The organism is Kineosporia succinea (assembly GCF_030811555.1).
GTDB classification, from domain to species: Bacteria; Actinomycetota; Actinomycetes; order Actinomycetales; family Kineosporiaceae; genus Kineosporia; species Kineosporia succinea.
Genome location: NZ_JAUSQZ010000001.1, coordinates 5655758 through 5682444, shown reverse-complemented (window position 1 = coordinate 5682444; position 26687 = coordinate 5655758). Strand labels below are relative to the sequence as shown.

26 protein-coding genes are annotated in these 26687 nt (G+C 72.8%); 9 read left to right on the top strand and 17 right to left on the bottom strand.

The window, feature by feature from the left end:
• Window positions 1–128: 128 nt before the first annotated feature.
• Complete coding sequence (locus J2S57_RS24650) at window positions 129–1376, bottom strand: type III PLP-dependent enzyme domain-containing protein (protein WP_307247106.1); 1248 nt, start codon at window positions 1374–1376, stop codon at window positions 129–131.
• Window positions 1377–1484: 108 nt separating this feature from the next.
• On the opposite strand from J2S57_RS24650, the gene J2S57_RS24645 reads away from it, so the two are divergent.
• Entirely contained in the window at window positions 1485–2492 is a 1008-nt protein-coding gene (locus tag J2S57_RS24645) for an NAD(P)/FAD-dependent oxidoreductase (protein WP_307247104.1), read from the top strand.
• A 120-nt stretch (window positions 2493–2612) separates the two neighbouring features.
• Here the strand turns inward: J2S57_RS24645 and J2S57_RS24640 are convergent, their stop codons facing one another.
• Window positions 2613–3413 (bottom strand): hypothetical protein, encoded by an 801-nt coding sequence (locus tag J2S57_RS24640; protein ID WP_307247102.1) that lies wholly within the window; start codon window positions 3411–3413, stop codon window positions 2613–2615.
• A 148-nt stretch (window positions 3414–3561) separates the two neighbouring features.
• Between J2S57_RS24640 and J2S57_RS24635 the strand changes: the two genes are divergently transcribed.
• Window positions 3562–3942 (top strand): nuclear transport factor 2 family protein, encoded by a 381-nt coding sequence (locus tag J2S57_RS24635; RefSeq protein ID WP_307247100.1) that lies wholly within the window; start codon window positions 3562–3564, stop codon window positions 3940–3942.
• 19 nt (window positions 3943–3961) lie between these two features.
• On the opposite strand, the gene J2S57_RS24630 is transcribed toward J2S57_RS24635, so the two are convergent.
• The gene (locus J2S57_RS24630; protein ID WP_307247098.1) at window positions 3962–5359 is read right to left on the bottom strand and encodes an AAA-type ATPase lid domain-containing protein; all 1398 of its coding nucleotides are present in this window, start codon (window positions 5357–5359) and stop codon (window positions 3962–3964) included.
• A gap of 161 nt (window positions 5360–5520) precedes the next feature.
• Here J2S57_RS24630 and J2S57_RS24625 point away from each other — a divergent pair, with 161 nt between their 5' ends.
• The 3 genes from J2S57_RS24625 to J2S57_RS24615 are packed head-to-tail and all read left to right on the top strand — an operon-like array spanning window position 5521 to window position 8302.
• Window positions 5521–6552: an amidohydrolase family protein gene (locus J2S57_RS24625; RefSeq protein WP_307247096.1), complete on the top strand. Its 1032-nt coding sequence runs from the start codon at window positions 5521–5523 to the stop codon at window positions 6550–6552.
• Complete coding sequence (locus J2S57_RS24620) at window positions 6552–7283, top strand: metal-sulfur cluster assembly factor (protein WP_307247094.1); 732 nt, start codon at window positions 6552–6554, stop codon at window positions 7281–7283. The genes J2S57_RS24625 and J2S57_RS24620 overlap by 1 nt, the downstream gene beginning before the upstream one ends.
• Entirely contained in the window at window positions 7280–8302 is a 1023-nt protein-coding gene (locus J2S57_RS24615; RefSeq protein ID WP_307247092.1) for an NAD(P)-dependent alcohol dehydrogenase, read from the top strand. The genes J2S57_RS24620 and J2S57_RS24615 overlap by 4 nt, the downstream gene beginning before the upstream one ends.
• A 35-nt stretch (window positions 8303–8337) precedes the next feature.
• Here J2S57_RS24615 and J2S57_RS24610 read toward each other — a convergent pair whose 3' ends face one another.
• Together J2S57_RS24610 and J2S57_RS24605 are read right to left on the bottom strand one after the other, a co-directional pair.
• Window positions 8338–8865, bottom strand: a complete 528-nt coding sequence (locus J2S57_RS24610) for an RNA 2'-phosphotransferase (protein WP_307247090.1) — start codon at window positions 8863–8865, stop codon at window positions 8338–8340.
• Window positions 8862–9704 carry a LysR family transcriptional regulator gene (locus tag J2S57_RS24605; protein WP_307247088.1) on the bottom strand — a complete coding sequence of 281 codons (843 nt, stop codon included), beginning with the start codon at window positions 9702–9704 and terminating at the stop codon, window positions 8862–8864. Before J2S57_RS24605 ends, J2S57_RS24610 begins: the two co-directional genes overlap by 4 nt.
• Before the next feature lie 70 nt (window positions 9705–9774).
• Between J2S57_RS24605 and J2S57_RS24600 the strand changes: the two genes are divergently transcribed.
• Together J2S57_RS24600 and J2S57_RS24595 are read left to right on the top strand one after the other, a co-directional pair.
• A complete protein-coding gene (locus J2S57_RS24600) occupies window positions 9775–10308 on the top strand; it encodes a hypothetical protein (RefSeq protein ID WP_307247086.1) in 534 nt (177 codons plus the stop codon).
• 9 nt (window positions 10309–10317) lie between these two features.
• Window positions 10318–10758: a hypothetical protein gene (locus tag J2S57_RS24595; protein ID WP_307247084.1), complete on the top strand. Its 441-nt coding sequence runs from the start codon at window positions 10318–10320 to the stop codon at window positions 10756–10758.
• Window positions 10759–10799: 41 nt separating this feature from the next.
• Here J2S57_RS24595 and J2S57_RS24590 read toward each other — a convergent pair whose 3' ends face one another.
• The 3 genes from J2S57_RS24590 to J2S57_RS24580 form a co-directional block, all read right to left on the bottom strand.
• Window positions 10800–11687, bottom strand: a complete 888-nt coding sequence (locus tag J2S57_RS24590; protein WP_307247082.1) for a tetratricopeptide repeat protein — start codon at window positions 11685–11687, stop codon at window positions 10800–10802.
• Between the two features lie 66 nt (window positions 11688–11753).
• Window positions 11754–12407, bottom strand: coding sequence for a response regulator transcription factor (locus J2S57_RS24585; RefSeq protein WP_307247080.1), 654 nt, complete (start codon window positions 12405–12407; stop codon window positions 11754–11756).
• Window positions 12398–13657 carry a sensor histidine kinase gene (locus J2S57_RS24580; RefSeq protein ID WP_307247078.1) on the bottom strand — a complete coding sequence of 420 codons (1260 nt, stop codon included), beginning with the start codon at window positions 13655–13657 and terminating at the stop codon, window positions 12398–12400. The genes J2S57_RS24585 and J2S57_RS24580 overlap by 10 nt, the downstream gene beginning before the upstream one ends.
• Before the next feature lie 136 nt (window positions 13658–13793).
• Between J2S57_RS24580 and J2S57_RS24575 the strand changes: the two genes are divergently transcribed.
• On the top strand, window positions 13794–14837 hold the full coding sequence (locus J2S57_RS24575) for a zinc-dependent alcohol dehydrogenase (RefSeq protein WP_307247076.1): 1044 nt from the start codon (window positions 13794–13796) through the stop codon (window positions 14835–14837).
• Here J2S57_RS24575 and J2S57_RS24570 read toward each other — a convergent pair.
• The 7 genes from J2S57_RS24570 to manD form a co-directional block, all read right to left on the bottom strand.
• Window positions 14834–15979 (bottom strand): acyl-CoA dehydrogenase family protein, encoded by a 1146-nt coding sequence (locus J2S57_RS24570; protein WP_307247075.1) that lies wholly within the window; start codon window positions 15977–15979, stop codon window positions 14834–14836. The two genes, J2S57_RS24575 and J2S57_RS24570, sit on opposite strands and share 4 nt — an antisense overlap.
• A 209-nt stretch (window positions 15980–16188) precedes the next feature.
• A complete protein-coding gene (gene eda / locus J2S57_RS24565; RefSeq protein ID WP_307247074.1) occupies window positions 16189–16818 on the bottom strand; it encodes a bifunctional 4-hydroxy-2-oxoglutarate aldolase/2-dehydro-3-deoxy-phosphogluconate aldolase in 630 nt (209 codons plus the stop codon).
• Between the two features lie 40 nt (window positions 16819–16858).
• On the bottom strand, window positions 16859–17842 hold the full coding sequence (locus tag J2S57_RS24560; RefSeq protein ID WP_307247072.1) for a sugar kinase: 984 nt from the start codon (window positions 17840–17842) through the stop codon (window positions 16859–16861).
• Between the two features lie 11 nt (window positions 17843–17853).
• Window positions 17854–18879 (bottom strand): L-idonate 5-dehydrogenase, encoded by a 1026-nt coding sequence (locus J2S57_RS24555; protein WP_307247070.1) that lies wholly within the window; start codon window positions 18877–18879, stop codon window positions 17854–17856.
• Window positions 18876–20249: an MFS transporter gene (locus tag J2S57_RS24550; RefSeq protein WP_307247068.1), complete on the bottom strand. Its 1374-nt coding sequence runs from the start codon at window positions 20247–20249 to the stop codon at window positions 18876–18878. Before J2S57_RS24550 ends, J2S57_RS24555 begins: the two co-directional genes overlap by 4 nt.
• Window positions 20250–20330: 81 nt before the next feature.
• A complete protein-coding gene (locus J2S57_RS24545) occupies window positions 20331–21839 on the bottom strand; it encodes a mannitol dehydrogenase family protein (RefSeq protein ID WP_307247066.1) in 1509 nt (502 codons plus the stop codon).
• A 14-nt stretch (window positions 21840–21853) separates the two neighbouring features.
• Window positions 21854–23062 carry a D-mannonate dehydratase ManD gene (gene manD / locus J2S57_RS24540; protein ID WP_307247064.1) on the bottom strand — a complete coding sequence of 403 codons (1209 nt, stop codon included), beginning with the start codon at window positions 23060–23062 and terminating at the stop codon, window positions 21854–21856.
• Between the two features lie 124 nt (window positions 23063–23186).
• Here manD and J2S57_RS24535 point away from each other — a divergent pair, with 124 nt between their 5' ends.
• Window positions 23187–23903 (top strand): GntR family transcriptional regulator, encoded by a 717-nt coding sequence (locus J2S57_RS24535; RefSeq protein WP_307247062.1) that lies wholly within the window; start codon window positions 23187–23189, stop codon window positions 23901–23903.
• A 272-nt stretch (window positions 23904–24175) separates the two neighbouring features.
• Here J2S57_RS24535 and J2S57_RS24530 read toward each other — a convergent pair whose 3' ends face one another.
• Together J2S57_RS24530 and J2S57_RS24525 are read right to left on the bottom strand one after the other, a co-directional pair.
• The gene (locus tag J2S57_RS24530) at window positions 24176–24640 is read right to left on the bottom strand and encodes an SRPBCC family protein (RefSeq protein WP_307247060.1); all 465 of its coding nucleotides are present in this window, start codon (window positions 24638–24640) and stop codon (window positions 24176–24178) included.
• A 48-nt stretch (window positions 24641–24688) separates the two neighbouring features.
• Window positions 24689–26512, bottom strand: coding sequence for a zinc ribbon domain-containing protein (locus J2S57_RS24525; protein WP_307247058.1), 1824 nt, complete (start codon window positions 26510–26512; stop codon window positions 24689–24691).
• Between the last annotated feature and the right edge of the window lie 175 nt (window positions 26513–26687).

Here is a 26687-nt window from a genome sequence, read left to right as displayed (position 1 = left end):
CCTGTCAACGTCGATTGACTCGGGTGGGGCAGGTGGGCACCTTGGGGCAACCGGGAGCTGTGGTCCGAGGATGGTGGCCCCTTCCACGGCGAGCCGGTCGTACCGCTGTCCCGGGGCCCGGCCCTGTCCTAGAAGAACGTGTGAACCAGTCCCACGACCTGCTCCTCGTCGTCGGCCACGGGGATCACCCGCCACTTGTCGAGTGTGGTGCAGGGGTGGGAGATCCCGAGCCGCACCAGGTCGCCCGGGCCGAGCTCGAACCCGGCCGGCAGACGCAGGAAGCCGTGCTGGTCGTTCAGCGCGGTCACGGTCAGGTCGTCGACGGCGACGCGTTCCCCGTTGCGCCGCAGCACCTCCCGCGGAACCGGCAGGCCCTCGTCGAACCCGGCGTCCCGGCGGCCGAGCAGCAGCAGCGCCAGCTCGGCCTCCGGGCGCGAGAGCACGGGCGCCCACACCGACAGCGCCGGGCGCAGCACCGGGCCGTCGGCGCCGCGGTCGTGCGGGGTCACCGAGGCGTAGTAGCCGTCGTCGTGCACGGCGTAGGCCCCGCTGCGCAGCACGATCACCGGGTCACCGGCGCCGGCCCGCTCGCGCAGGGTGGCGGCGACCACGTCGGGGAACGCGCTGCCCCCGGCGGTGAGCACGTAACCGGTCTCCAGCAGCCCGTTCCCGAACAACGACGCCCCGAGCCCGGCCAGGTCGGCGGCCCACCCGGCCACCCGCGCGTTCTCCTCGGGCAGCCCGTGGTGCCCGAGCGTGCCCTCGTAGCCGCTCACCCCCGCGAGCCGCAGTTCCGGCCGGGCGGCCGCCGCGTGCGCGACCGCCACCGCGTCCGCGACCGACCGCGCCCCCGTGCGCCCGCCCGGATGCCCCAGCTCCACGAAGACGTTCACCACCCGCGCGGACCCGGCCAGCTCGTCCGCCAGAAAGCCCACCCCGGCGGCCGAGTCGACGTTCACCCAGACCTCCAGGTCGTCGCGCGCGGCGACCCAGGCGATGCCCGCCCGGTCGGCCAGCTGGTTCGCGACCAGGAAGCGGCGCACGCCGTGCGCGTAGTAGGCCTGCATCTGCGAGACGCTCGCCACGGTCAGCGCCCAGGCCCCGGAATCCAGCTGCTGCTGCGCGATCTCGGGTGACATGTAGGTCTTGCCGTGCGGTGCGATGCGCACGCCGCGCTGTTCGCACCAGGCCGCCATCGCCTCGATGTTCGAGGTCAGCGCCGACCGGGAGAGCACCGCGAGCGGAAAGGTGAAGTCACCGCCGAGCAGGGGCCGGGGCTGCGCGGACAGCGAGCGCGCGGTCACCTGGCCGCGGGCGGCCAGGCTCCCCCAGCCCTTCTCCGTCACCGACACCGGAAGGTCAGCCAGATCCGACACCCAAGCTCCTCACACGTCCGGACGCCCGGGAGAGGTGCCCCGGCGCGTCCACCATTCAGCCGTAACGAAACGCTCGTCGAGTCAAGCACAGGCCGCGATGATGGTGCGATGCGTGTAGCGGTGATCGGTGCAGGGGTGGTCGGGCTGGCGACCACCGCGGAACTCCTCACCCGGGGGGCGGACGTCACGTGTTTCGAGCGCGGCGGGCCGATGCGGGAGCGGTCGAAGGGTGAGTCGCGGATCTTCCGGTACGCGCACCGGGTGCCCGAGCTGGTCGAGGCGGCGCGGCACGCGCTGCAGCTGTTCGGAGCCTGGGAGAAGGCCGCCGGGCAGACGCTGGTCGAGCCGGTCGGCACGGTCGTGACCGGTGACGACGTGCACGAGTGGGCCGCCGCGATGACCGAGGCGGGGGCCGAGCACTTCGTCGTGGAGCCGGGATCCGCGCAGCTGCGCGTCCCCGGGAAGGCGACCACGACGTCCCTCGTCGACCCCGCCGGTGGGGTGATCCGGGTCGACCGGATCCGGGCGCTGCTCACCGGCCTGACCGCCGGGGCGCTGAGGACGGCTCACGTCCACGACCTGGAGCCCGTGGGCGACGGTGTCGTCGTGCACACCGGCGCGGGCGGCGAGCACTTCGACACCGTGGTGCTGGCTGCGGGGGCGGCGACCGGTCCGCTCGCCGCCCAGGCCGGGATCTTCACGCCCCTGGCGCTGCACCACCACGCGCGGTTCACGTTCCCGCTGCGCGAGGGCGCGCCGAACCCGCCGCAGGCCTGGATCACCACCAGCGGCACCCTCACCTACCAGCACTCCAGCACACCGGGGCACTGGGCGGTGGGGCTGGAACTCGGCCCGGATCAGGTCGGTTGGCTCCAGGGTAAGGACGCGTCGGTGGACACCCTGCGCGAGGCGACGGTGGCGTACGTGGCTCAGGAGCTGGAACACGTCGAGCCGCGCGTCGTCGACGAGGTGTACTGCACGCCCTACGACGACCTGCCCGACGGCATCCACCACGTGCGGCGCGATCATGTGCTGGTGGTGTACGGCGAGAACCTGATGAAGTTCGCGCCGCTCATCGGCGACCGGACCGCGACGATGGCGCTGGAGGGGCGCTGACCCACGCGGTACCGAGGCGCGTGACCCACGCGGTACCGAGGCGCGTGACCCACGCGGTACCGAGGCGCTGACCCACGCGGTACCGAGGCGCTGACCCACGCGGTACGGACAGGCCTCGCGCTACACGGGCAGGAACGTCGCTCCGGCCTCGCGCACCCGGCAGCGTTCCAGGCCGTCGACGAGCTCGTTCTCCAGGTCGCCGAACCGCCGCCGCACCTCCTCGCTCCAGACCAGGTTGCGGCGGCGCACGTCGATCGCGAACAGGAACACCGGGCGGAACGGCGTGGGCAGCACGATGCCGCTCACGCCCTCGTGGTCGCTGTCGACGAACCCGAGGAACTCGGTCGCGTCGATCACCGACTCCAGGTTGCGGAACGACCAGGTGACGTGCCGGTCGTCGTGCACGTAGTCGATGGTGTCGCGGGTCAGCTCCACCCGGCCGTCACGGTCGACGACCGTGGGCGAGGGGGCACCCCCGCGATGTGCGGCCCGCGGCTCGACGAGTGCGCAGCCGCTGAACGTCAGCCGGCCCGCCCCGTCGAGACCGAGCCCACCGGTCAGGCCGCGGCGCAGGGCCTGGAGCATCGCCATCGCCTCGGTGTGCCGGTGCTTCTCCTGCCGGACGGCCTCGAGCTCGGCCACGGCGGCCTCGCTGCGGTCACGCCGCGCACCCGCCCGGCGGTGGGCCAGCCCCTGTCGCACGAGCCCGGAGACGAGCATCACCAGAAAGGTCACCCAGCCGGCCATCAGCGACCAGCTCAGCACGACGGTGAGCTGCGAGCCGTCGTCACCGGTGACCGCGCGGCCGATCCAGCGGGCCAGGTGCACGGGCCAGAGCACGAACACCATGGCCAGGAGGGCCGGGACGAGATACCCGGCCCAGAACAGGAGCCCGCGGAAGCGGCCGGTGGGTCTGCGCACGACATCGAGAATAGAGGGGAGTTCGGCTGGCCCGAACGGGTGAGGGGTCTGGCGTGCCGTCAGTGAACACGGCGTGTCGTTGCGCCGACGTGGTGATCAATGCGTCAGATCCGGCAATGTCCGGTCACCGGAAGTAACATCGATCGTCATGAGCCAAGCGCTGCCGTCGATCGTGACCCAGTGGCTGGAGCGGATCAGCAACCGCGACGCCATCGGGGCCGCCGACTGCTTCACCGAAGACGCCGTGTACCACTACGCGATCCCGCACCCGCCGGTGACCGGGCGCGACGGCATCCGCGGCATGTTCTCCGGGCAGGCCACCATGTACAAACGCATCAGCTGGGAGATCACCGAGTCCGCGGTGTGCGGCGACCGGGTCTGGATGGAGCGCCTCGACCGGTTCTTCACCCACGACGGCCGGGAGATCGCGATCGAGTGCGCCGGGGTGGTCGAGCTCGAGGGCGGGCTGATCAGCGAGGTGCGTGACTACGTGGACCTGCACACCTGGGAAGAGCGCAACAAGAGCTGAGGCGTCCCGGCCGCAGGGCCTAACGCTTGATCCCGTACTGGGAGATCTTGCGGTAGAGCGTCGCCCGGCCCATCCCCAGCTGACCCGCCGCCCGCACCAGCGTCATGCCGGGCTCGGCCAGGCAGCGGATGATCTCGTCGCGTTCCAGGGTCTCCAGCCGGCTCAGACGGCGGCCCCGGGCGGCGAGCACCGACGGGCTCAGGTGCCGCACGTCGACCAGGTCGCTGCGGGCCGCGGCCTCACGCACCACCCGCTCCAGCTCCCGCACGTTGCCCGGCCAGTCGTAACCGGTCAGGGCCTGCGCGGCGGCGGGCGTGAACTCCACGTCCCGGTGCCGTTCGGCGCGGGCGAAGTGATCGGCCAGGGGCATCACGTCGTCCGGCCGCCGGTGCAGCGCAGGTACTTCCACCACGGAGTCGACGAGTACGGCGAGCGGGTCGGGGATGCTCGCGTAGTCGGTGGCGGTCAGGACGAACGCCTGCGGACGCCTTCGGTCGCGACTCAGCCGCGAGGCCAGTTCCTGCGCGGCCCAGGCCGTCAGCTCCTGCACGTCCGAGACGATCACGCAGGTGTCACCGGCGGACAGCTCCGGCGTCCACGTCGCCAGCCACGCTTCCACCTCGTCGGGCGCCGGGGGCCGGGCGGCCAGGATGCGCTCCCGGCGCGTCGTCAGCTGCCGGGCCTGGTGCGCGAGCGTGCGCCGCCCCGAACCACTCTCGCCGACCACGGCCAGCACCCGGCCGTCGGCCAGTGCCGCGTGCGCCTCCTCCAGCGCCCGCCGCCAGACCGGTGACGTCACCGCCGTGCCCGGCTGCACCCGGAACACCTCGCCCCGGTGCGCGGGGGCGCCGGCCCGGTGCCCGCCGGCCCGCAGCAGCATGAGCGCCGACGTGTTCGCGGCCGCCGCCTGGGCCAGCGCCAGCAGCAGACCCGACGAGGAGTCCGACCAGGTGGTGAGATTGACGCTGCCGGCCAGCTCCCCGGTGCGCGGGTCGAGCACCGGCACGGCCGCGCAGGTGTAGCCGTACAGCGCGCTGCAGTAGTGGTCGGGGCCCTTCACCAGCGTGGCCGTGCGGTCGGCGAGGGCCAGGCCCAGGCCGTTGGTCCCGGCGTCGCGCTCGCTGTACGAGAAGCCCGGAGCCAGGTGCACACGGTCGAGGGAGTCACGGATCCCGGAGTCCTCGCACAGCCGGGTCAGCACCAGGCCCTCGGCGTCGGCGATCATCAGGCTCAGCGGCTCGTTCGCCAGCGTGGCCTGCAGCCCGGTGAGCACCTCGAGGCCGCACTCGTAGAACAGCGAACCCGTGTCGACGCTGCCGGTGAAGGCCGGGTCGATGCGGTCGGTCGAGATGCCGTAGTGCTCGCTGCGCCGCCAGGAAGCCCGCACCCGCGGGGTGTATCGCCCCAATTCCGACATACACCCTCCTCGTACGCGTCGTTGCGCTGGCCGCACAGTACGACGTCCGACGAGCCGGGGCCAGATGTCTCGTATTGAGACACCGGCCCGCTGTTGCGGTGCGCGGCCTCTGCCTACCGTCGAAAAGCGAACGCTCTGGCGACGAAGCGGAGGACCAGCACATGTACTCGAAGGACGGCGAGAACTACTTCATCGTCGACGCCCACGTGGCGCTCTGGGACGCACGGCCGGCCAATCAGCGCAACATCCACGGCCAGCAGTTCATCGACTGCTTCTACGACTACCACCGCAACCTCAGCCCGGCCGAGGAGACCTGGCCGTACGAGGACTTCCTGCGGTACGGCGGTGAGCGCCTGATGAAGGACCTCTTCGAGGACGGCTACGTCGACCACGCCATCTTCCAGCCCGCGCTGCTGGGAGCCTTCTACCGCAACGGTTTCGGGCAGACCGAGGAGGCCTTCGCCCTGACCCGGAAGTACCCGGGCAAGCTCACGTACAACCACGCGTACGACCCGCGGTTCGGCGAGGACGGGCTGCAGCGGCTGCGCGAGGACGCGAAGCGGTTCGACCTGCAGGGCGTGAAACTGTATACGGCGGAGTGGTTCGGCGACTCCCGGGGCTGGAAGCTCGACGACCCGTGGTCGTACCGCTACCTCGAGGCCTGCCGTGAGCTCGGGATCAACAAGATCCACATCCACAAGGGCCCGACGATCCGCCCGCTCGACCGCGACGCGTTCGACGTCGCCGACGTGGACAAGGTCGCCACCGACTTCACCGACCTGACCTTCGTGATCGAGCACTGCGGCCTGCCCCGGCTCGAGGACTTCTGCTGGATCGCCACCCAGGAACCCAACGTGCACGCGGGCCTGGCCGTGGCCATGCCGTTCATCCACACCCGGCCCCGGTACTTCGCCCAGATCATGGGCGAGCTGCTGTACTGGCTCGACGAGGACCGCATCCACTTCTCCAGCGACTACGCCATCTGGACGCCGCGCTGGCTCGTCGAGCGGTTCGTCGACTTCCAGATCCCGGCCGACATGACCGAGTACGCGCCGCTCACCGTCGACGTGAAGAAGAAGATCCTCGGCCTGAACGCGGCCGCCCTGTACGGCATCCCGGTTCCCGCCGAGCTGCAGGTGTCACCTCCCCCGGCCGTCGCGCCGGAGCAGCAGCCCGCCGTGGCGGTGGCCTGATGACGGCCCTGGAGATGCTCGCCTGGGCGGCCCTGAACCAGGTGATGGACCCCGAACTCGACGAGCCGATCACCGATCTCGGCTTCGTGCGGTCGGTGGAGGCCACCGACGACGGGCACCTCACCGTGCACCTGCGCCTGCCCACCTCGTTCTGCTCGCCGAACTTCGCGTACCTGATGGCCGGCGACGCGAAGGACCTGCTGTCGAGACTGCCCGACGCCGCGTCGGTGGTGGTGGAACTCGACGACCACCACGACTCCGGCCTGATCAACGCCGGGCTGGCCGCCGACGCGGGCTACCGGGGCACGTTCGGCGCCGAGGCCGAGGACAGCCTGGACGAGCTCCGGCTGACCTTCCGGCGCAAGGCGCACACGGCGGCCATGGAGAGGGCACTGAGCCAGGAGGGCATGGACGTCGGCGCCCGTCTGGGAGACCTCCCCGACACCCCGCTCACCGCCGCCCTGATCCGGCGCCGGGAGGACCTCGGCCTGACCGTCGCCCCGGGCGATCCGGTGCTCGTCGACGACGAAGGACGACCGTACCCGGCGCCGGAGGCAGAGTTCCGTCTGCGCCGGGCCCGGTCCACCCGGATCTCGATCGACGGCAACGCCCACTTCTGCCGGGGGCTGCTGCGCACCCGGTACCCCGGCTCGGAGGCCGATCAGGCACCCCGCGCCGACGAGCGTTTCCTGTTGCCCCTTGCGATCCCGCCCGTCGCGGAGGCGTCATGAGAGCGGTTCAGGTCACCGGCTACCACCAGCCCCTGGCCCTGGTGGACGTTCCGGTCCCCGAGGTCACCGGCCCGTGGGACGTGATCGTGAAGATCGGCGGCGCCGGCGTGTGCCGTACCGACCTCCACATCCTCGAGGGCCAGTGGGCCGAGAAGTCCCAGGTGTCACTGCCTTACACGATCGGTCACGAGAACGCGGGCTGGGTCTCGGCCGTCGGCAGCGCGGTCACCGGCGTCTCCGAGGGGGACGCGGTGATCGTGCACCCGCTCATCACCTGCGGCCTGTGCCGGGCCTGCCGGTTCGGCGACGACGTGCACTGCGAGAACAACCGGTTCCCGGGCATCGACACGGCCGGGGGCTACGCCGAGTACCTGAAGACCTCGGCCCGCAGCGTGGTCCGGATCGGGGATCTCCAGCCGTCCGACGTGGCCGCGCTGGCCGACGCCGGGCTGACCGCCTACCACGCCGCGGCCAAGGCGGCGCGACGCCTGCGGGCCGGTGACCGGTGTGTCGTCATCGGCGCCGGAGGCCTGGGACACATCGGGATTCAGGTGCTCAAGGCCATCTCCCCGGCCGAGCTGATCGTGGTCGACCGCAACGCCGACGCCACCGGGCTCGCCCTGTCGATCGGCGCCGACCACGGTGTGGTCGCCGACGGCGGGCAGGTCGAGGAGGTGCTCGGCCTGACCGGGGGCAAGGGCGCGGAGGTGGTCGTCGACTTCGTCGGTGAGGGCGGGGCGACCGGCGAGGGGATCCGGATGCTGCGGCAGGCCGGGGACTATCACGTGGTCGGCTACGGCGAGAACATCAATGTGCCCACCATCGACATCATCTCGTCCGAGATCAGCATCATCGGCAACCTCGTCGGGTCGTACAACGACCTGGTCGAACTGATGGCGCTCGCCGCGCAGGGGCGGGTGACGCTGCACACGGCGAAGTATCCGCTCGACGAGTTCCAGCGAGCCGTGGACGATCTCGACGCGGGGCGGCTGCGGGGGCGGGCGATCCTCGTTCCCTGACCACCAGCCCGACGGTGGACGTTCCGGCCGCCTCGTCAGGGGCGTCCACCACGGGGTGGGTGGTCGAGAAGGTGCGGTGGGACGTGGTCGGTGAGCCAGACACCGTTGGCCGCCCGGTAGTACGGGCGACCTTCGGCGAAGGCCCGCCGGGCGGCGACGGTGAGGACGACCGGTTCCCCACGCCGGGCGCCGACCCGGCGGGCGGTCTGCGCATCGGGCGAGAGGTGAACGAGGCGACGGGTCATCGGCAGCAGGCCCTGAGTCCGGACGGACGGCACCACATCCAGATACGTTCCGTGGTAGAGCGTTTCGGGTGGTTCCCGTTGCTCCAGGCCGAGATCCACGTCGATCGAGTGCCCCTGCGCGGCGCGGATCCGGTTGCCCCGCAGCTGGAACCTCTGCTTGTCGTCGTCCCGCACCAGGCTCTCGAGTTCGGGCCGGTCGATGCCCACGGCCGCGAGCAGGTCGTCGACGGGCACCCAGCCGGCCGGGTCGGGGGTGAGACCGGCCCGCTCCGGGTGGTGCCGGAGCAGGAGGCTGAGGTACCTGCTCGCGCGGCTCATCCTCCGGCCAGACCGGGCACGACTTCCTCGGCCAGATCCACCCTTTCGGGACGCCAGACGGCCCAGTACGGCACCTCCGGCAGATCCCGCACCGGCACGGCCACGACCCCCGGCGGGGGCTCGACGCACCCGTTGACCACGGCGGCCCCGAGACCGAGGGACACGAAGTGCGTCATCAGGTCCCAGCCGTCGACCTCGGCCGCGACACTCACGCTCACCCCGGCGTCGAGCAGGGCCCGGTCGAGGCGACGGCGGTGCGGACGCTCCGGAGGAGGCAGCAGCAGCGAGTGACCGGCCAGGTCGGCGACGGTGACACTTTCCGGGACCGGATCCGTGACGATCATGAGGACCTGTGGATAGCGCGCGATCTCACGCGAGGCGAACCCGGGCGGAGGAGGGTCGCTGCCGAACACGCCCACGTCGGCCCGCCCCGCGCGCACGTCGGCCAGCGTGCCCTCCCGGTTCTGCGTGCGCACGTGCAGGGTGCGGCCGCTGCTCACGATGCGGCGCACGCCCGGCCCGATCACCCACCGGAAGGCGCCGTGCCCGGCCGCGATCGTCACCGAGGCCGGCCGCCCGCCCAGGTCCGCGACGAAATCCTGCACCCGCCGCGTGTTCTCGGTGGCGAACCGGGCCAGTTTCTGCCCGGCCGGGGTCAGGCGCAGACCGCGCCCCTCCCGTTCATACAGCTCCTGGCCGAGAGCCTGGCCGAGCTTGCGGAGCTTGGTGTGCAGACTGGGCTGGGCGATGTGCAGCTCGGCGGCCGCGGCGGTCAGGTTCAGGTGACGCGCGAACACGGCGAAGGCCCGCAGCCCGTCATGCTCCAGCGCCTCGTTCATAGCCGGTGACTATAGCTCGACCGCGTTTATATAGTTCCGCACTAAGGGCCGGGCGGTCACGCTGGGGATCATGAAACGACCACTCCCACCCCGGCTCGGCGTCGACATCGGCCGGGTCATCATCGACGGCTCGTCACACCCGGACGGCGGCGACACGGCCTTCTTCCAGGGCAGCGAGGAGGTGATGCTGGCGACCCCGGAGATGCCGGGCGCCCTCGAGGCCCTGACCCGCCTGACCGCCCTCTTCGACGGCCGGGTCTGGCTGGTGTCCAAGTGCGGCGCCCGGGTGGAGGAACGCTCCCGGCGCTGGCTGGCCGCGCACGACTTCCACGAGCGCACCGGCATTCCCGCGTCCCACCTGCGCTTCTGCCGCGAGCGCAGGGACAAGCGGATCCATTGCGAGCGCCTGGGACTGACCCACTTCGTGGACGACCGGCCCGACGTGCACGCGGCGATCGTGGACGTGGTCGGCCACCGGTACTTGTTCGGGCCGCAGCGGGAGCGGGTGTCGGTGGACGCGGTGCGGGTCGCCGACTGGGTGGAGACGGAGCTGCTCATCGAGGAGTCGCTGCCCTCCTCGCACCGGCCCGCGGCAGGGGCGTAACGTCCAGCCATGGACGACGACTGGCCCGCCCGGCGACGTGAGGCCGCGCTGGCGCACGACCGGGCCCGGCGCCGGGCGGAGGAGGCCGAGACCGCCAGGGCGAGGGACCTCGTCGATCATTTCCTGACCCGCGCGCGCGAACTCGAGCTGCCCACGCAGGCGCTGCGGGCCCGGGCCTACAGCGGATCCGCGCAGTACCGCACCGGGCTGCGGGGCTGGTACCTGCAGCCGAGCGGGCCGCTGGCGGTCGGTGACGACGGCGGCTGGTACGTGCTCATCACGCCCCCCAGCCTTCTCGCGCGGCTGCGAGGCGTCCGGATCGCGCCCGGCGCGCCGTCTCTCGCGGTGGGCCGGGGCGCCCGCGACGGCGAGTCGATGTCGTTGCAGGAACTGCTCGACCGGCGTCTGGCCGCGGGGGCCGGGTTCCGCCGCTACACCGGCTCAAGCTGATCGGGTCGGTGACGTCCGTGCGGTCAGGCCACCGATCCGGCCTACGAGATCTGCCGCACCGCGCGCGCCTCGAGGTCGAGGGCGGTCTCCTCGTCACCCAGGCCGCGCATGACCACGGCCAGGTTGCGCAGGTAGGTGTCGATCACGCCGTGCCCGCTGCTCTCCCCCAGTCGCAGGGCCTCACGGGCCAGGGGCCGCGCCGCGACCGGCAGGCCGAGGTGGGTGGACAGCAGCACCGACAGGTTGTTGGCGTAGGCCGCGGCCTCGGGACGGCGCACGTGGTCGAGGCGCTCGGCCAGCTGCGTGGAGCGGGCCAGGGCGTGCCGCGCGCCCGTCTCGTCGCCCGTGACCAGCCGGGCCTTGGCCAGGTTGCTCAGCACGGCGGCGAGTTCCGGGCCGCCCGAGTTCTGCTGCTCGGCGATCGACCGGGCGCGCTCGAGCATCGCGGCGCCGGCGTCCTCCTCGTGCAGCCGCAGGCGCACCAGACCCAGGTTGTTCAGGTGCCGGGCGACCCGCAGGTCGTCGCGCCCCACCGCGTCCACCGTCACCCCGAGTGCCCTTTCGAGCAGACCGGCCGCCTCCGACCACTCGCCCACCCGGGTCAGCGCGACGGCCAGGTGCCCGAGCTGCGTGGCGGTGTAGGGGTGGTCCGGGCCGACGGACTTCTCGGTGAGCGCGACCGCGCGGGCGGCCAGCGAGCGCACCCGCGCCCCGTCCTGCCGCAGGAACATCGCGAAGGCCACGCCGTTACCGCGCAGCACCACCCGGGGGTCGGCGGGCAGGCCGGGCTCGTGCACCTCGACCAGCACCCGGGAACTGAGGGCACGCTCGTCGGTGGCGTCCCACACGTCGAGCATCATCACCGCCACCGCGCGCGGCAGCGTGGACGACCGCAGGTCGAGCTGCAGGATCTCGGCGCTGTCTCCCATGTCGACAGTGAAGCAGAGCGGCAGCCCGCCGTACCGGCAGAAGCGGTGCCCGGAGGGTCGAGTCGATCACGCCAGGGTGTTCTCGAGGTACTTCAGCACGGCCACCACCCGCCGGTCGGTGTGATCGGTGGGGGCCAGGTCGAGCTTGGCGAAGATGCTCCGGATGTGCTTGTGCACAGCCCCTTCCGTGACCACCAGCTTCGTCGCGATCGCGGTGTTGCCCAGGCCCTCGGCCATCAGCGCCAGCACGTCGCGCTCCCGGGGGCTCAGCCGCTCCATCCCCGGGTCGGGGCGGTGACGCGTCATCAGCTGGGCCACCACCTCCGGGTCGATCGCGGTGCCGCCCTCGGCCACCCGGTTCAGGGCCACCAGGAACTCCTCCACCCGGCCCACGCGCTCCTTCAGCAGGTACCCCAGGCCGTGCGCCCCGCCGGTGAGCAGGTCGGTGGCGAAAGACTGCTCCACGTAGGCGGACAGCACCAGCACCGCCAGGTCCGGGTGCCTCCGCCGGGCCTCGACCGCGGCCCGGATGCCCTCGTCGGTGTGCGACGGCGGCATGCGCACGTCGACGATCGCGACGTCGGGCCGATGCTCGTCGACCGCCGCCAGGAACTCCTCCGGCCCGGGCGACGTCGCGACCACGTCCAGACCCTCGGCCCGCAGCAGGGACGCCAGCCCCTCCCGCAGAAGGGCGTCGTCCTCGGCGATTCCTATCCGCACGGCAACTCCACGCTCAGTACTGTCGGACCGCCGGCCGGGCTGCGCATCGTGACGGTACCGTCGAGCGCCTCGATCCGGCGGCGCATCCCCACCAGCCCCGATCCGGCCGCCTCGTCGGCACCCCCGTGCCCGTCGTCGCGGACCTCGATCAGCAGCCGCTCCTGGCGGCGCCGCAGCCTAACAGCGGCCGATGCCGCCCCCGAGTGCCGGGCCACGTTCGTCAGCGCCTCGGCCACCACGAAATACGCGGTGGCCTCGACCGACGCGGCACAGCGCCCGGGCACGTCGACGTCCACCCCGGTCGGTACCCCGCAGTTCGCGGCCAGACCGGCCAGTGCCCCCTCCAGACCCCGGTCTTCGATGACCGGCGGCAGGATGCTGCGCACCACGCCCCGCAGCTCGGCCAGCGCCGCCTCGGCCGCGTCCTGCGCCTGGGCCAGCACCTGATCGACCGTCTCGCGGTCGGTGTTCTCCCGCGCCAGCGCCCGCCGGGCCGCGCCCAGCAGCATGGTGACGGCGACCACCCGGTTCTGTGTCCCGTCGTGCAGCGAGCGTTCGATCCGGCGCAGCTCGGTGGCGTGCGCGTCGAGCGCGTTCGCCCGCGAGGCGGTCAGCTCGGCGATGCGGCCGCCGATGTCGGTGCCCGGCGGCGGGCCCAGCCGGGTGCGCCCGGGACGGGCCTGCAGCCGGGCCATCGCGGGGGTCAGGCCGAGCACGATCGCGGTCCAGCCGAGGCCCATCAGGAACACCACGACCACCTCGAGCGGGGTGCGGCCCGGCACGAACGAGAACGACGCGCTGCGCATGTCCGGCGGCACCAGCCAGAACCACAGCGGGTACGAGGCGTCCCGCGCGGCCATCAGCGGCAGCAGCGGGGCGACGAACCCCAGGAACAAACCCCGCGTCGCGTGCACGGGCAGCCACCCCAGCTCACGCCGGGTCGTCGGATCCGCCAGGTCCGCACGCAGACCGGAGTTGCGCCGCGCCGGGCCGAGCACCGGATCACCCCAGCGGCCGAGACGCACGCGCTCGCGGGCGGCCACGCCGTGCACCAGCCGCAGGGTCAGGGGGGCCAGCAGCAGTCCCACGCCGACGAGCGAGAGCACCGCCGTCACCACCACCGCACCGAGCGCGACCAGCGCCAGGGTCGCGGTGCCCAGCCCGCCGGCGAGCTGCTCGACGGCCTTCAGCGCGCGGCGCGACGCGTCTCTCAGCGCCTGGCGGGTGTCGGTTGCCGGGGTGCCGTTCACGCTCACGACCGTACGGGGTGATGGTGGACGTCGTGGTCACCCGGGGTGCACCCGGGCGGGCAGACATACCGACACCTGTCGGACATCCGTCGCCCCGGTCGCGCGGCCGGATGCCACCCGGCTTAAAGTTCAACGCGTGACTACCTCGTACGCCCAGGTCAACGGAGTTTCCAGCCTCGCCGTCGTCCAGGAGGAGACGCCCGCCGAGCTCGCTCCGGGAACGGTGCGCGTCTCGATCACCTTCTGCGGGATCTGCGCCACCGACACCCACAACTACACCAGCGGCGGCCAGATCCCGGCCTCGGTCTTCGGCCACGAGTGGACGGGCGTGATCGCGGCGACCGCCGACGACGTCACCGGACTGCCCGTCGGCACCCGGGTGATCGCGAGTGTCGGTGCGGCCTGCGGTGTCTGCGCCCAGTGCCAGGCCGGCCACCCGGGTCACTGCGACCTGGCGTTCGCCGAGGCCAACGGGGTGGCCCCGGGCTCGCCCACGCACGGTGCCTTCGCCCAGTCGCTCGTGGTGTCGCAGCGCCGGGTCATGCCGGTGCTCGACGGTCTCAGCGACGTCGAGGCCGCCCTGGTCGAGCCGACCGCCGTCACCTTCCACGCCGTGCGCCGCACCCACCAGGACCTCGGCGCGATCGTGGTCGTGCAGGGCGCCGGCCCGATCGGCCTGCTCACCGCCCAGCACGCGCGGCACGCCGGGGCCGGGCAGCTGATCGTGATCGAGCCGAACGAGGAACGCCGGAAGGCCGCCACCGACCTCGGTTTCACCGATGTGCTGGCCCCGGGCGAGGCCGCGCGGAACCGGGTGCTCGAGGTCAGCGACGGGCTCGGCGCGGACGTGCTCTACGAGTGCACCGGCGTGGCCGCGCTCCTGCAGCCGTCCGCCGAGCTCGTGCGACGCGGCGGCACCCTGTCACTGCTCGGCTTCCCGATGACCGACTCCACGGTCAGCTACGGCGACTGGCAGATCCGGGAGCTGACGGTGATCGGCTCCCTGGCCTACACCCGCGACGACTTCCTGGGCGCGCAGCGGGCGATCGCCGACGGCTCGGTGAAGGTCGCCGGGCTGCACACCGGCACCATCGGCCTGGGCGAGCTGGCCGCGATGCTCGACGAGCTCGACTCCGGCCGGACCGCCCACGCCAAGGTGCTGCTGGACCCCAGCCTCTAGAGGCCGAGGTCGCGACCGATGATCTCCTTCATGATCTCGTTCGACCCGGCCCAGATCCGCGTCACCCGGGCGTCCTTCCAGGCCCGGGCCACGCGGTACTCGTTCATGTAGCCGTAGCCACCGTGCAGCTGCAGGCAGGCGTCGAGGATCTGGCCCTGCACGTCGGCGGTCCACCACTTGGCCTTGGCCGCCTCGACCGCGGTGAGGTCGTCGTCGGCGTGGGCGGCCACGCACTGGTCCACGTAGGCCTGGGTCACCTCGGCCCGGGTGACCAGGTCGGCCAGCAGGAACTTGTTGTGCTGGAACGAGCCCACGGGCTGCCCGAACGCCTGCCGGTCCTTGACGTAGACGAGCGTCTCGTCGAGCACCGCGCGGGCGTGGGCCAGGTTGGAGACGGCGGCACCGATGCGCTCGCGCGGCAGGTTCACCATCATGTGCCGGAACCCCTGGTCGAGCTGACCGACGAGGTTCTCCTCGGGCACCGCCACGTCCTCGAAGACCAGCTCGGCGGTGTCGGACTCGGGCATGCCGACCTTGTCCAGGCGCCGCCCGCGGGAGAAGCCCGGGGTGCCGCCCTCGACCACGAACAGCGAGATGCCGCGGGCCCCGGCGCCGGTCGTGGTGCGCGCCGCGACGAGCACGAGGTCGGCCGAGTAGCCGTTGGTGATGAACGTCTTCGAGCCGTTGATCACCCAGCCCCCGTCGCCGCGCACGGCGGTGGTGCGCAGCGCGGCCAGGTCGGACCCGCCCGACGGCTCGGTCATGGCGATGGCCGCGACCTTCTCGCCCGAGGCGATGCCGGGCAGCCAGCGGGCCTTCTGCTCGTCGGTGGTCAGGCCCACGAGATACCCGGCCACCACGTCGAAGTGGATGCTCAGGCAGGAGGCCAGGGCCAGGTTGACGGCGGCGAGCTCCTCGACCAGCACGGCGTTGAACCGCCAGTCACCGGCCTCGGCGCCACCGAACCGCTCGGGGATCTCCAGCCCGAGCAGCCCCTGCTTGCCCGCGGCCAGCCACAGGTCACGGCCGAGCTCGTGGTTGCGGGCGTGGTCGTCGACGTGCGGGATCACCTCACGGCGCAGGAACTCCCGCGCCGAGTCCCGGAACGCCTCGTGGTCGTCGTCATAGACACTGCGCTTCACGGTTCGAGCCTAGGCGCGCCCGGACCGGCCGGGACGACCGCTGAGCGATTGCTTACCTAGCTTCAAGCCTGTTATCGCCCGCCAGGGCTCACGGGCAGGGCTCACGGGCAGGGCTCACGGGCAGGGCTCACAGGCCGGTCGACGGGCTGGCCGACGGGCGGCACCGCCCGGCGCCACCCGCACACCTCGGATCGCGCCCGGGCACCGCTTCAGCTCACGGCCGCCCGGGCCGCCGCCACGGCCTCCGCCGCCAGCCGGGTGATCTCGTCCCAGCGCCCGGCCCGCACCAGCGCCAGGTCGACCATCCACGAACCGCTGACCGCCGGCACCTGCGGCAGCGCCAGGTACTCCCCCAGGTTCGCCAGGGTCACGCCGCCGCTGGGCATGAACGTCATCCCCCCGAACGGAGCCGCCAGCGCCTTGATCATCGCCGGCCCACCCAGCAACCCGGCCGGGAAGAACTTGACCTCCCTCAGCCCCAGCGCCACCGCGGCCATCAGGTCGCTCGAGCTCGAGATCCCCGGCAGCGCGGGCACTCCCAGCTCCTGGCAACGCCGCACCACGTCGGCGTTCAGGCCCGGGCTGACCACGAACGCCGCCCCGGCGGTGAGCACCTCGTCCACCTGCCCGGGCACCAGCACCGAACCGGCGCCGACGGTCATCCCCCCGAGCGCCCCCAGCCGGCGGATGCCCTCCAGCCCGGCCGCGGTGCGCAGCGTCACCTCCATCACCGCGATGCCGCCGGCGAGCAGGGCCTCACCCAGCGGCACGGCCTGGTCGGCGTCGTCGATCACCACCACGGGCACGACGGGGTGGGACGCGAGCAGCGGGGCGGTCACGACGGGTTCTCCTCGATCAGTGGCACAGTCACGGTCACAGCTAACGGACGACCTCTCCGGTGCCGCTCAGGGCGTCCAGTTCGGCCCGGGTGGGCAGTCCTTCCCAGTCACCCGGCGCCCGGCACACGGCACCGCCGATCCGGTTGGCCAGGTCCAGGCAGGCCGGGGGGTCGGCGGCCTCGAGCAGCGCGGCCAGGTAACCGCCGACGAACGCGTCGCCCGCACCCACCGGGTCGGTCGCCACGACCGGCTCGGTCGGGCCGTGGTGCGCGTCGTCGCCGGTCAGCGCGATCGCGCCCAGCGCACCGAGTTTCAGCACCACGGAGCCACCGACCCCGGCGAGCAGACGGCGTCCCAGCCCGGTCCCGTCCTCGAAGTTCTCCACCGGCGAGGCCGGGACGCCCAGCAGCAGCGCCGCCTCCTCGGGTCCGGCGAAGGTCAGGTCGGCGCGCCGCGCCAGGTCGGCCAGCACCGGCCCGGCCTGCTCGGCGGGCCACAGCGCGGAGCGGTGGTTGACGTCGAACGACACGAACGTGCCGTGCTCCCGGGCGATCTCGACCGCGCGCAGCACCGCGGCGGCCGGACCGGGCCCGAGTGCCGGGCTGATGCCGGTCACGTGCAGCACCGCCGCGTCGGCGACGGCCTGCGCGTACCGCTCGACCTCGGCCGCGTCGAGGCGCGACGCCGCGCTGCCCGCCCGGTAGTACCGCACCCGGGTGGTGCGACCGCCGCGTCCTTCCTTGACCATCAGGCCGGTGGGGAAGACCGGGTCCCGCTCCGCGAGCACGGTGACCCCCTCGGCGCGGATCTCCCGGGTGATCAGGGTGCCCAGGTCGTCGTCACCGACCCGGCTGATCCAGGTGCTCGGGAGACCGAGACGGGCCAGCGCGATCGCCACGTTCGACTCGGCCCCGCCGATGCCCAGCGTCATCTGGGCGCCGTCGCGCAGCCGGGGGGCCGCGGGAGGCGTGAGCAGACCCATGGTTTCACCGAGGGTGACGACACCCTTGCCGTTCAGAGTCACACCGGATCCCTTCAGCCGATCTGCAGCATGACCTTACTGCTGCCGCTCGAGGGGTCGAGAGCCACGTCCAGCGCCTGCGCGGCCTGGTCGAGCCCGAACGTGTGGGTGATCAGCGGCGTCACGTCGAGCCCGTCCCGCATGGCCTCGATCGCGTCGGTGATCTCGTCGACGAACCGGTACGAGCCGATCCAGGTGATCTCCCGGGTGACGAGATCGCCCAGCACCGCCTGGATCTCGGAGCCCGGCAGGTTTCCGACCTGCACCAGCGTGCCGCCGCGCGCGGTCGCCCGCAGCACCGACCCGAGCGCCCGCGGCGAGCCGGAGGCCTCGAACACGATCTCCACGTCCTCGGGCAACGTGCCCCCGGAGGCCACGTTCACCGTCTCGTCGGCCCCCATCCGCCGCGCGATCGCCAGCGCGGAGTCGCTCACGTCGGAGGCGATGACGGTGTCGGCGCCGCAGAACCGGGCGGCGGCGACCACGAGCGACCCGATCGGCCCGGCCCCGTTCACCAGAACCGTCCTGCCGTGCAGCTTCCCGGGCCGGCCGACCGCGTGGAGGGCCACCCCCAGCGGCTCGGCCAGGGCCCCGGCCCGCGTGCCGACCTCGGGCGGCAGCACCCGCACCTGGTCGGCCCGGGCGAGCCGGAACTCGCTGAAACCACCGTCGGTGTGCGGGTCGAACGCCGCCGACCCGAAGTACCGGCTCGGCGTGTACAGATTCGTGCGGCCGGCCAGCCGCCCGGGCAGCACACCGTCCCCGACCAGCGTGGCCGGGTGCACGGTGACCGGCTGCCCGACCTCGAGACCCGTGACCCCCGCGCCGAGAACGGCGATGCGCCCGGCGATCTCGTGCCCCAGCACCAGCGGGTGCCTCAGCACGGCCGTGCCCGAGGCGCCGTTCTTGTAGTACGAGGTGTCCGACCCGCAGATCCCGCCCCACTCGACGGCGATCAGCACCTCCCCCGCATCCGGTGCGGGATCGGGCAGTTCGTCGATCCGCAGGTCCATCGGCGCGTGCACCACGGCGGCTCTCATGCGGCGTCCTCCAGGGCGGACAGGTCGCGGTCGGCCACCTCGGGCATGAGGTAGGCAGTGACCAGGGCGATCAGCGAGTAGAGCATGAGCATGACGGCGATCGGCCACCAGCTGTTCGCCCAGGCGGTCAGGCCCGCGGCGATGACCGGCCCGGCCGCGACGGTCGCGATCCCGCCGAGCTCCTTGGCCAGGCCGACCTGGGTGAACCGGTTGCGGCCGCCCAGCAGCTCGGACATGGTCACGTTCTCCAGGGCGAAAAGGCCCACCACCGCGACGTTGTAACCCAGGATCATGCCGATCACCAGACCGGGCGTGCTGCCGCCGGTGACGAGCAGCAGCATCGGGAACGCCAGGACGATCGAGAGCGTGCTCATCGTCATGTACATCGCGCGGCGGCCGAAGCGGTCGCTCAGCAGGCCCACGAAAGGCACGGTGGCGAAACCGATCACCGAGCCGACGAGCAGGGAGTCGGTGGCCACGGACTTGTCCAGGCCCAGCGTGGTGCCGATGTAGCCGACCAGGAACGTCTGCACCAGGCCGGAGTTGCCCGCCTGGCCGATGCGCAGGCCCAGCGCCATGAAGAACGCCTTGCCCTTGTTGGCCTTGAGACCGGCCTCGAGCTTGCTCTCCTTGACGGCCTCCCGGTCGAGGGCGACGCCGTCGACCACGTCGTCCCGGGCCTCGAAGACCGGGCTCTCCTTGACGTTACGCCGGATCCAGAGCGCCAGGACCAGCAGCACGAAGCTCGCCAGGAACGGGATACGCCAGCCCCAGGTGTGCAGCTGCTCGTCCGACAGCACGGCCAGCAGCAGCGCCCAGATACCGGTCGCGACCAGGGTCCCGGAGTTGGTCCCGAGCGCGATGAGCGACGAGATCAGGCCGCGGCGGCCCTTCGGCGCGTACTCCACCAGCATGACCGACGCACCCGCGATCTCGGCGCCCGCACCGAAACCCTGCACCAGGCGCAGCACCACGAGCAGGGCCGGGGCGAAGAGCCCGATCTGGGCGTAGGTGGGCAGGGCACCGATCAGCGTGGTCGAGACACCCATCATCGCGATCGTGATGAAGAGGACCTTCTTGCGGCCGAGCCGGTCGCCCATCCGCCCGAAGTAGACCGCGCCGGCGAGACGGGCCACGTACCCCACGCCGTAGGTGGCCATCGCGGCCAGCAGGCCGATCGCCGGGCTGACGTCGGGAAAGAAGATCTCGTTGAAGACGATCGCCGCGGCCAGCGAGTACAGCTGGAAGTCCATGAACTCCATGGCCGTGCCCAGCCAGCCGGAGACGGCGGCCTTGGACAGGTCTTTCGTGGAGCGGGTGTTCGGATCGGGCGGCGACGTGTCGTTCACGGCCGAGGCCTCAGTGCTCATCGATTGCTCCCTTGCTCATCGACCGGGGGTCACAGCCTGGACCGCCGTTGTGTGGCAGATGAAATATACAAGCCCTGTCGGTCAGGGCAACAGGGGGATGGCCCCGGCTGCGAGACCGGGCAGCAGAGCCTCGACCGCGCCGGTCAGCGCGGTGTCGTCGGCCAGGTCGGGCGCCCCGAGCACGGTCAGCAGGCGCGCGGTCACACCCGCCGGGGTGCCGGTCCAGCACTCCGCCAGGTCGCGGGCCGCCGGGTCGGTGGTGCCGAAGAGCTGACCGCCGTCGGCGGCCGGCCGGGTCGCGTTGACCCAGGCGGCCAGCGCGAGGGTCTGGTGCTCGCCGATGGTGGACGTGGTGGTCGCCTCCCGCAGCCCGCGCACCCAGCGCTGGGGCAGCTTGAGAGAACCGTCCGACCCGATCTGGCGCAGCTCGTGCCGGATGGCGGGGTTGCCGAAACGGGCGACGAGAGACTCGGCGTAGGCGACCGGATCCGGGCCACCGGCCAGCAGGGTCGCCGCGACCTCGGCCGCGAACCCGCGCACGAAGCCCTCGCCCCAGGGCGTGGCCAGCACCTCGGCGATGGTGCGGCAGCCGGCGGCCAGGCCGAGATAGGCCAGGCCGGAATGACTTCCGTTGAGCAGCCGGAGCTTGGTCAGCTGGAACGGGGCCACGTCGGCCACGAACCGCGCACCGCCGTGCTCCCAGGCCGGGCGCTCCGCCCGGAACGCGTCTTCCAGCACCCACTGGGTGTACGGCTCACCCGTCACCGCGAGCTCGTCGCGCACCCCCAGAGCCGCGGACGCGTCGTCCAGGTCACGGTCGGTGGTGGCGGGCACGATGCGGTCGACGACGGTCGAGGGGAAGCCCACGTTCGCGGCGATCCACTCCAGCACGGCGTCGGCGTCGGCCCAGCCGCTCGCCCCGACGAAGTCCCGCAGCACGCCGGCCAGGGCGGGCCCGTTGCCGTCGAGGTTGTCGCAGGAGACCAGGTCGAGCGGGGCACCCGAGCGGCGCGCGCGGTTGGCCAGGCTGACGGCGAGGCGGCCGGGAACGGTTCTCGGCCGGGCCGTCCGGAGATCGGCGCCCGTGCGGAGGTCGGCCGCGAGGCGGAGGTCGGCGGCGATCCGCGGGTCGGCGAGGTCGAGGACTCCGGTCGTGGGGACGCGGTGGTAGCCCTTCTCGGTCACGGTGAGAGTCACGGTGGTGGTGGCGTCGGACGTGAGCAGCCCGTCGAGCTCGTCACCGTCGTCGTGCAGGTGCAGGGCACCGACGAGAGCCCCCACCACGCGGGGCTTCTCACCCGCCGGCGAGCGCGTGGTCACGGAGAACAGGCCGTCCTGGGCACGGGCACGTCCGACCACCCCGGCGTCGCGGGGGGCGACGGCGACAATGCCCGTCGGATCTGCGCCCGAGGCCGCCGCGGCCTCGGTGTAGACGGCCTGGTGCGCCCGGTGAAAGGCACCGAGCCCGAAATGCACCACGCGGGGCCGGAGCTCACGCGGGTCGACCGCCGGCCGGGAGGCCGGGTCGACCCGTTCGAGAGTCTCCCGGCACAGACGGGACCCGGCCGACCGGCCCGTTCGTGCGTCCACCGTCGAACTCTCGCTCACCAGTCGTGCACCGACCCGTCGAGGCGGCGTGCCACGGGCAGGTACTTGGGGTCGTAGGGGAAGCGCTCGGCCGCCTTCTCGTCGTACTCCACGCCCAGACCGGGGGTTTCGTCCAGGTCGAGCAGGCCGTTCGCGAGCGAGACGCCGGTGCGGAAGACCTCCATGGTCTCGGCCACGTGCGGCATGTACTCCTGGATGCCGAAGTTCGGCACGGTCAGGTCGACGTGCACGGCGGCGGCCAGGCTGATCGGCGACAGGTCGGTGGCGCCGTGCGAGCCGGTGCGCACCTGGTAGAGCGCGGCCAGGTCGAAAATGCGCCGCAGGTGGGTGATCCCGCCCGCGTGCACCACGGTGGTGCGCACGTAGTCGATGAGCTGCTCGGTGATGAGGTCCTTGACGTCCCAGATCGAGTTGAGCACCTCGCCGGTCGCGATCGGTGTGGTGGTGTGCTGCCGGATCAGGCGGAAGGCCTCCTGGTTCTCGGCCGGCGTCGGGTCTTCCATCCAGAACAGGCGCAGGTCCTCGACCGACTTGCCGAAACGGGCTGCCTCGATGGGGGTCAGGCGGTGATGGACGTCGTGGAGCAGGTGGAAGCCGGAGCCGAACTTCTCGCGCACGGCGGCCAGGTAGGTGGGCGCGAAGTCGAGGTAGGCCTCGGTCGACCAGGGCTGCTCGTCGGGCAGGCTGCTGTTGGCCGGTTCGTAGACCACACCCTTGCGCACGCCGTAGCTGCCCCCCAGGCCAGGCACGCCGGTCTGGGCGCGGATGGCCTGATAGCCGAGGTCGCGGAAGCGGGCGACGTCGTCGAGGAGCGAGGGAACGTCGGTGCCGGAGGCGTGCGAGTAGACCAGCACGCCGTCGCGCGAGCGCCCGCCCAGGAGCTGGTACACGGGCAGGCCGGCGACCTTGCCCTTGATGTCCCAGAGCGCGACGTCGACGGCGGCGATCGCGGTCATCGTGACCGGGCCGCGACGCCAGTAGGCGCCCCGGTAGAGGTACTGCCAGATGTCCTCGATGCGGGCAGGGTCCCGGCCGATGAGCAGGGGGACGAGGTGGTCGCGCAGGTAGCTGGCCACGGCCAGCTCGCGGCCGTTGAGAGTGGCGTCGCCCAGGCCGGTGACGCCGTCGGACGTGGTGATCCTCAGGGTGACGAAGTTGCGTCCCGGGGAGGCGACGAAGACCTCCGCGCGTTCGATCGTGCTCACTGTGACCCCAGCTCCTTCGGCGGCCTCTGATCCTGCTTCGATGCAAGCAGTAATATACAAGCACTTGTTCATCTAGAGGGTGTCGGAGGGCTTGGTTTTGCGAGCAGCCACTACCATGGCCGGTATGTCCCCCCGAAAAGCCGGTGGCAGCAGCAGGCAGACGGTCTACGACTCCCTGCGCCGGCGCATCCTGGGTCTCGAGCTGGCGCCCGGCACCGCGCTGTCCGAGAACGACCTGGCCGCCGAGATGGGGGTCTCCCGCACACCGGTGCGCGAGAGCATGATCCTGCTGTCCGAAGAGGGCCTGGTGCAGGTCTTCCCGAAGGTCGGCACGTTCGTGTCGCGGGTCGACGCCGCCCGGGTGGCCGACGCCCAGTTCCTGCGCGAGGCGGTCGAACTCGCCGCGCTCGACGACGTGCCCGCCTCCCCGCCCGAGGAGATCGTGGCCGCGCTGCGCGAGAACCTCGAGCGGCAGCAGGTTCCCGGCATCGACCGGGAGGAGTTCTTCCGGCTCGACGAGGAGTTCCACCACCACCTGCTGAGCCTGAGCGGGCACGGGAACTCCTGGTCGGCGGTCGCTTCCGCCAAGGGGCACCTCGACCGGGCCCGCCGGCTGGGCCTTTACGACGCCGCGAGCCCGAAACCCTTCATCGACCAGCACGCCGACGTGCTCAGCGCCGTGCTGTCGGGTGACACCGAGGCCGCGCGATCCACCTTGCGGGGGCACCTGCGGGCGGTGTTCGAAGACGTCGAGCGCATCCGGCGCCGCTCGCCCGAGCTGTTCGCGGCCGATCCCGACGCGGTGCCGGTGCGGCGCAGCGTGGCGGTGTGGAGCAACTGAGAGCCTGGAGGCTGTCGGACCGGCGCCAGAGGTCGCGCAGCAGGCGGGGACAGAACGTCATCCAGGTGACGACCCCGACGAAGCCGAACGGTGGCCGGGGTGGTCGCCCACCCCGGCCCCGGTCACCGACGCCCCGGCCGGGTGGGACGGCCGCGCCGGCCGGGGCACGGGCAGCGAACCGGCCCGCGGATCGGGGGCGCCGCAGGCACAGGAGGTCACCCGGTCCTGTCGGCCGGGGCGCCGGGGAGTTGACGATGCCGGACGGGGCCGGCTCAGCGGCGGTTGGCGGCCTCGGCGGCGACGGCCAGGCGGTCGAGGGAGGCGCGGAGCTTGTCCTCGGTGGTGGCGCGGGCGCGGACCTGGCGCTTCTCGTCGTGCAGGTCGGTCCAGTCGTAGGTGTGGGTGACGCGGGTGGTGGTCTCGTCGACGCTCTCGAGTTCCCAGCGCCAGAGGTGACCGGGAGCGACGCCCCCGGGTTCGGACGGGTTCCAGGCGATGCGGCGCCCCTCCTCGAACTCGACGACGCGGTTCTCGCGCACCCCACCCTTGGTGAGCACCATGAGGAACACGTCGCCCTCGGCCCGCACCCGCTGCCCGGCCTCGGCGCGGGCGAGGTTGTCGTTGCCGTCCCACACCGGCTGCAGGCTCGGATCGGCGATCAGCTCGAAGATCCGCCCGGGTTCCGCGTCGATGTCCCGGCTCGCGCTGACGACTCGGGTTTCCGCCTCACTGGTCATGCCCCCAGTCTGAGGCATGGACGCCGGATCTGATCACCGGACGGGACGTCACACCCCGCCCGGCCCCGACACCGGGTTGTAGGCGGGACGGTGCACCTGGTGGCCCGGGCGCTCCGCGACCTTCGGCGCCGGCCGCGGCGCGGTCGGCGCCGGGGGCTGCGGGGCCGACCCCCCGGAGACCTCGGCCAGGGACGGCGGACGCCCCAGCGGCGGCGGCGCCGACAGCGCCGGTGGTTGCGTCGTGCGGGGAACACTGCCCAGCGAGCCCGCCCCGGACGCGGGAAGTGCTGCGGCCGTGGGCAATCCCGGGGAACCGACGCCTCCCACCCCGCCCACGGATCGCACACCGACGCCGGAACCGGTCACGGCGCCCGCACCACTCCCGGCACCGACCGAGCCGCCGGCGCCCGACAGCGTCCCCACGCCACCGACCGAGCCCACCCCGTCGGTGCCCGCGACGACACCCCCGGGCCCACCCACTCCCCCCGGACCACCCGCTCCGCCCACTCCCCCCGGGCCACCGACGCCACCGGGGCCGCCCGCTCCCGCGCCCACCCCGCCCGGACCCCCTGGCCCGACGCCCCCAGCACCCCCGGAACCCGAGCCGACCCCACCAGGTCCTCCCAGCCCGGCCACCCCTCCCCCGACGCCACCGGCCCCGCCCCATCCACCGGAACCGCCCGTCCCACCTACGCCACCCAGGCCACCGGGCCCACTCGCTCCCGCACCGACCCCGCCCAGACCACCGGGCCCACCGGTTCCCGCACCGCCCGGTCCTCCCGGACCGGCCACTCCTCCCCCGACCCCACCGGGACCTCCGAGGCCACCGACTCCACCCGCACCACCGGAACCGTCAGGACCGCCCAGCCCGCCGGGACCGCCAGGTCCCCCCGGAGCGCCAGGTCCTCCCGCTCCACCGGGGCCGGCCGGTCCACCCACGCCGCCGGGTCCACCCACTCCGCCGGGTCCACCCACTCCGCCCGGTCCTCCCACGCCGCCGGCACCGACCGGCCCGCCGGGCCCGCCCACACCGCCGGGCCCCATGGGCCCACCGGATCCGTCGGCCCCGCCGGGTCCCGCATCACCGCCGGATCCGGCCAGGCCGCCCGGCGCCGAAACCCCTCCCCCCGGGCCGATGCCGGAGACGGACCCCGGCACCTGCCCCCCGGCACCCACGCCTCCGGCACCCCCCACCCCGGCACCACCGAACCCGGGCAGCAACCCGTCACCCGGCGCACCGTCACCCCCGGGCCCCGTACCGCCCGCTCCCCCCTGACCACTCTGACCGCCCGGGGCACCCCAGGGGCCCGGGCCGCCGGCGCCGCCCCGCGCGTCCCCACCCGGCCAGCCCGTCGGACCGACCGCGGCCTGATGCCCCAGCACCCCGATCAACTTGCCCTCGTACGCCGAGAGCAGCACCGCCCGCAGCGGATTCACCGTGCCGGGCGGCCCCGGCGTGTCCGGGTCGAACGCCTCGCCCGCGGCCCCCCAGACCCCGGCCGGACCCCGCGCGCCGGGGACGGCACCCGGGTCCCCGGACGGCTGGAGGCCGGCGGGCAGGCGCCCACCGTCAGCCGGCGCCGCCACGGGCAGAGGGTGGTTCTGGTACTGGGACGCCTGGATCACCGCCTGGGGCGGCGGGGTCTGGTCGAGGTAGGCGGCGGGCACGCCCTCCCGCAACGCCCGGCGCTCGGCCGGGCTGAACCGGTCGGCGGGCTCCGGCCGCGGGGGCTCGGGCTCGAGGTCGGCGCCGCAGTACTCGCAGAACGTCCAGTCGTCGTGCACGTTCAGGTCGCAGTTGGGACAGTGCGCGGCGGTCGCGAGTTGCTCCCACGGCGCGCTCAGCCACGGCGCGGTGTCTTCTGGACTCACTGGGCCCCCTCCGGTTCACCCGGCCGGGTGCGCCGGGCGTCGCTCTCCCGTGGCTGCCCCATCGACGTGACCTCGGCGAATGTGCGGATGCAGATCGCGGACCGCTCGTCCGGGCGAAGCGCGCGAGGGAACCGGGAACGCGGGCGGCGCCCGGTGCGTCCTAGCCTCAGGGTCA

What these genes read in the sequence shown, in the direction of transcription:
- J2S57_RS24600 (WP_307247086.1), top strand. Translation starts at nt 9,775, where the DNA reads ATGAAACGACCACTCCCACCCCGGCTCGGCGTCGACATCGGCCGGGTC.
- J2S57_RS24595 (WP_307247084.1), top strand. Translation starts at nt 10,318, where the DNA reads ATGGACGACGACTGGCCCGCCCGGCGACGTGAGGCCGCGCTGGCGCAC.
- J2S57_RS24535 (WP_307247062.1), top strand. Translation starts at nt 23,187, where the DNA reads ATGTCCCCCCGAAAAGCCGGTGGCAGCAGCAGGCAGACGGTCTACGAC.
- J2S57_RS24605 (WP_307247088.1), bottom strand. Translation starts at nt 9,704, where the DNA reads ATGAACGAGGCGCTGGAGCATGACGGGCTGCGGGCCTTCGCCGTGTTC.
- J2S57_RS24615 (WP_307247092.1), top strand. Translation starts at nt 7,280, where the DNA reads ATGAGAGCGGTTCAGGTCACCGGCTACCACCAGCCCCTGGCCCTGGTG.
- J2S57_RS24590 (WP_307247082.1), bottom strand. Translation starts at nt 11,687, where the DNA reads ATGGGAGACAGCGCCGAGATCCTGCAGCTCGACCTGCGGTCGTCCACG.
- J2S57_RS24550 (WP_307247068.1), bottom strand. Translation starts at nt 20,249, where the DNA reads ATGAGCACTGAGGCCTCGGCCGTGAACGACACGTCGCCGCCCGATCCG.
- J2S57_RS24555 (WP_307247070.1), bottom strand. Translation starts at nt 18,879, where the DNA reads ATGAGAGCCGCCGTGGTGCACGCGCCGATGGACCTGCGGATCGACGAA.
- J2S57_RS24625 (WP_307247096.1), top strand. Translation starts at nt 5,521, where the DNA reads ATGTACTCGAAGGACGGCGAGAACTACTTCATCGTCGACGCCCACGTG.
- J2S57_RS24610 (WP_307247090.1), bottom strand. Translation starts at nt 8,865, where the DNA reads ATGAGCCGCGCGAGCAGGTACCTCAGCCTCCTGCTCCGGCACCACCCG.
- J2S57_RS24620 (WP_307247094.1), top strand. Translation starts at nt 6,552, where the DNA reads ATGACGGCCCTGGAGATGCTCGCCTGGGCGGCCCTGAACCAGGTGATG.
- J2S57_RS24530 (WP_307247060.1), bottom strand. Translation starts at nt 24,640, where the DNA reads ATGACCAGTGAGGCGGAAACCCGAGTCGTCAGCGCGAGCCGGGACATC.
- J2S57_RS24630 (WP_307247098.1), bottom strand. Translation starts at nt 5,359, where the DNA reads ATGTCGGAATTGGGGCGATACACCCCGCGGGTGCGGGCTTCCTGGCGG.
- J2S57_RS24635 (WP_307247100.1), top strand. Translation starts at nt 3,562, where the DNA reads ATGAGCCAAGCGCTGCCGTCGATCGTGACCCAGTGGCTGGAGCGGATC.
- J2S57_RS24645 (WP_307247104.1), top strand. Translation starts at nt 1,485, where the DNA reads ATGCGTGTAGCGGTGATCGGTGCAGGGGTGGTCGGGCTGGCGACCACC.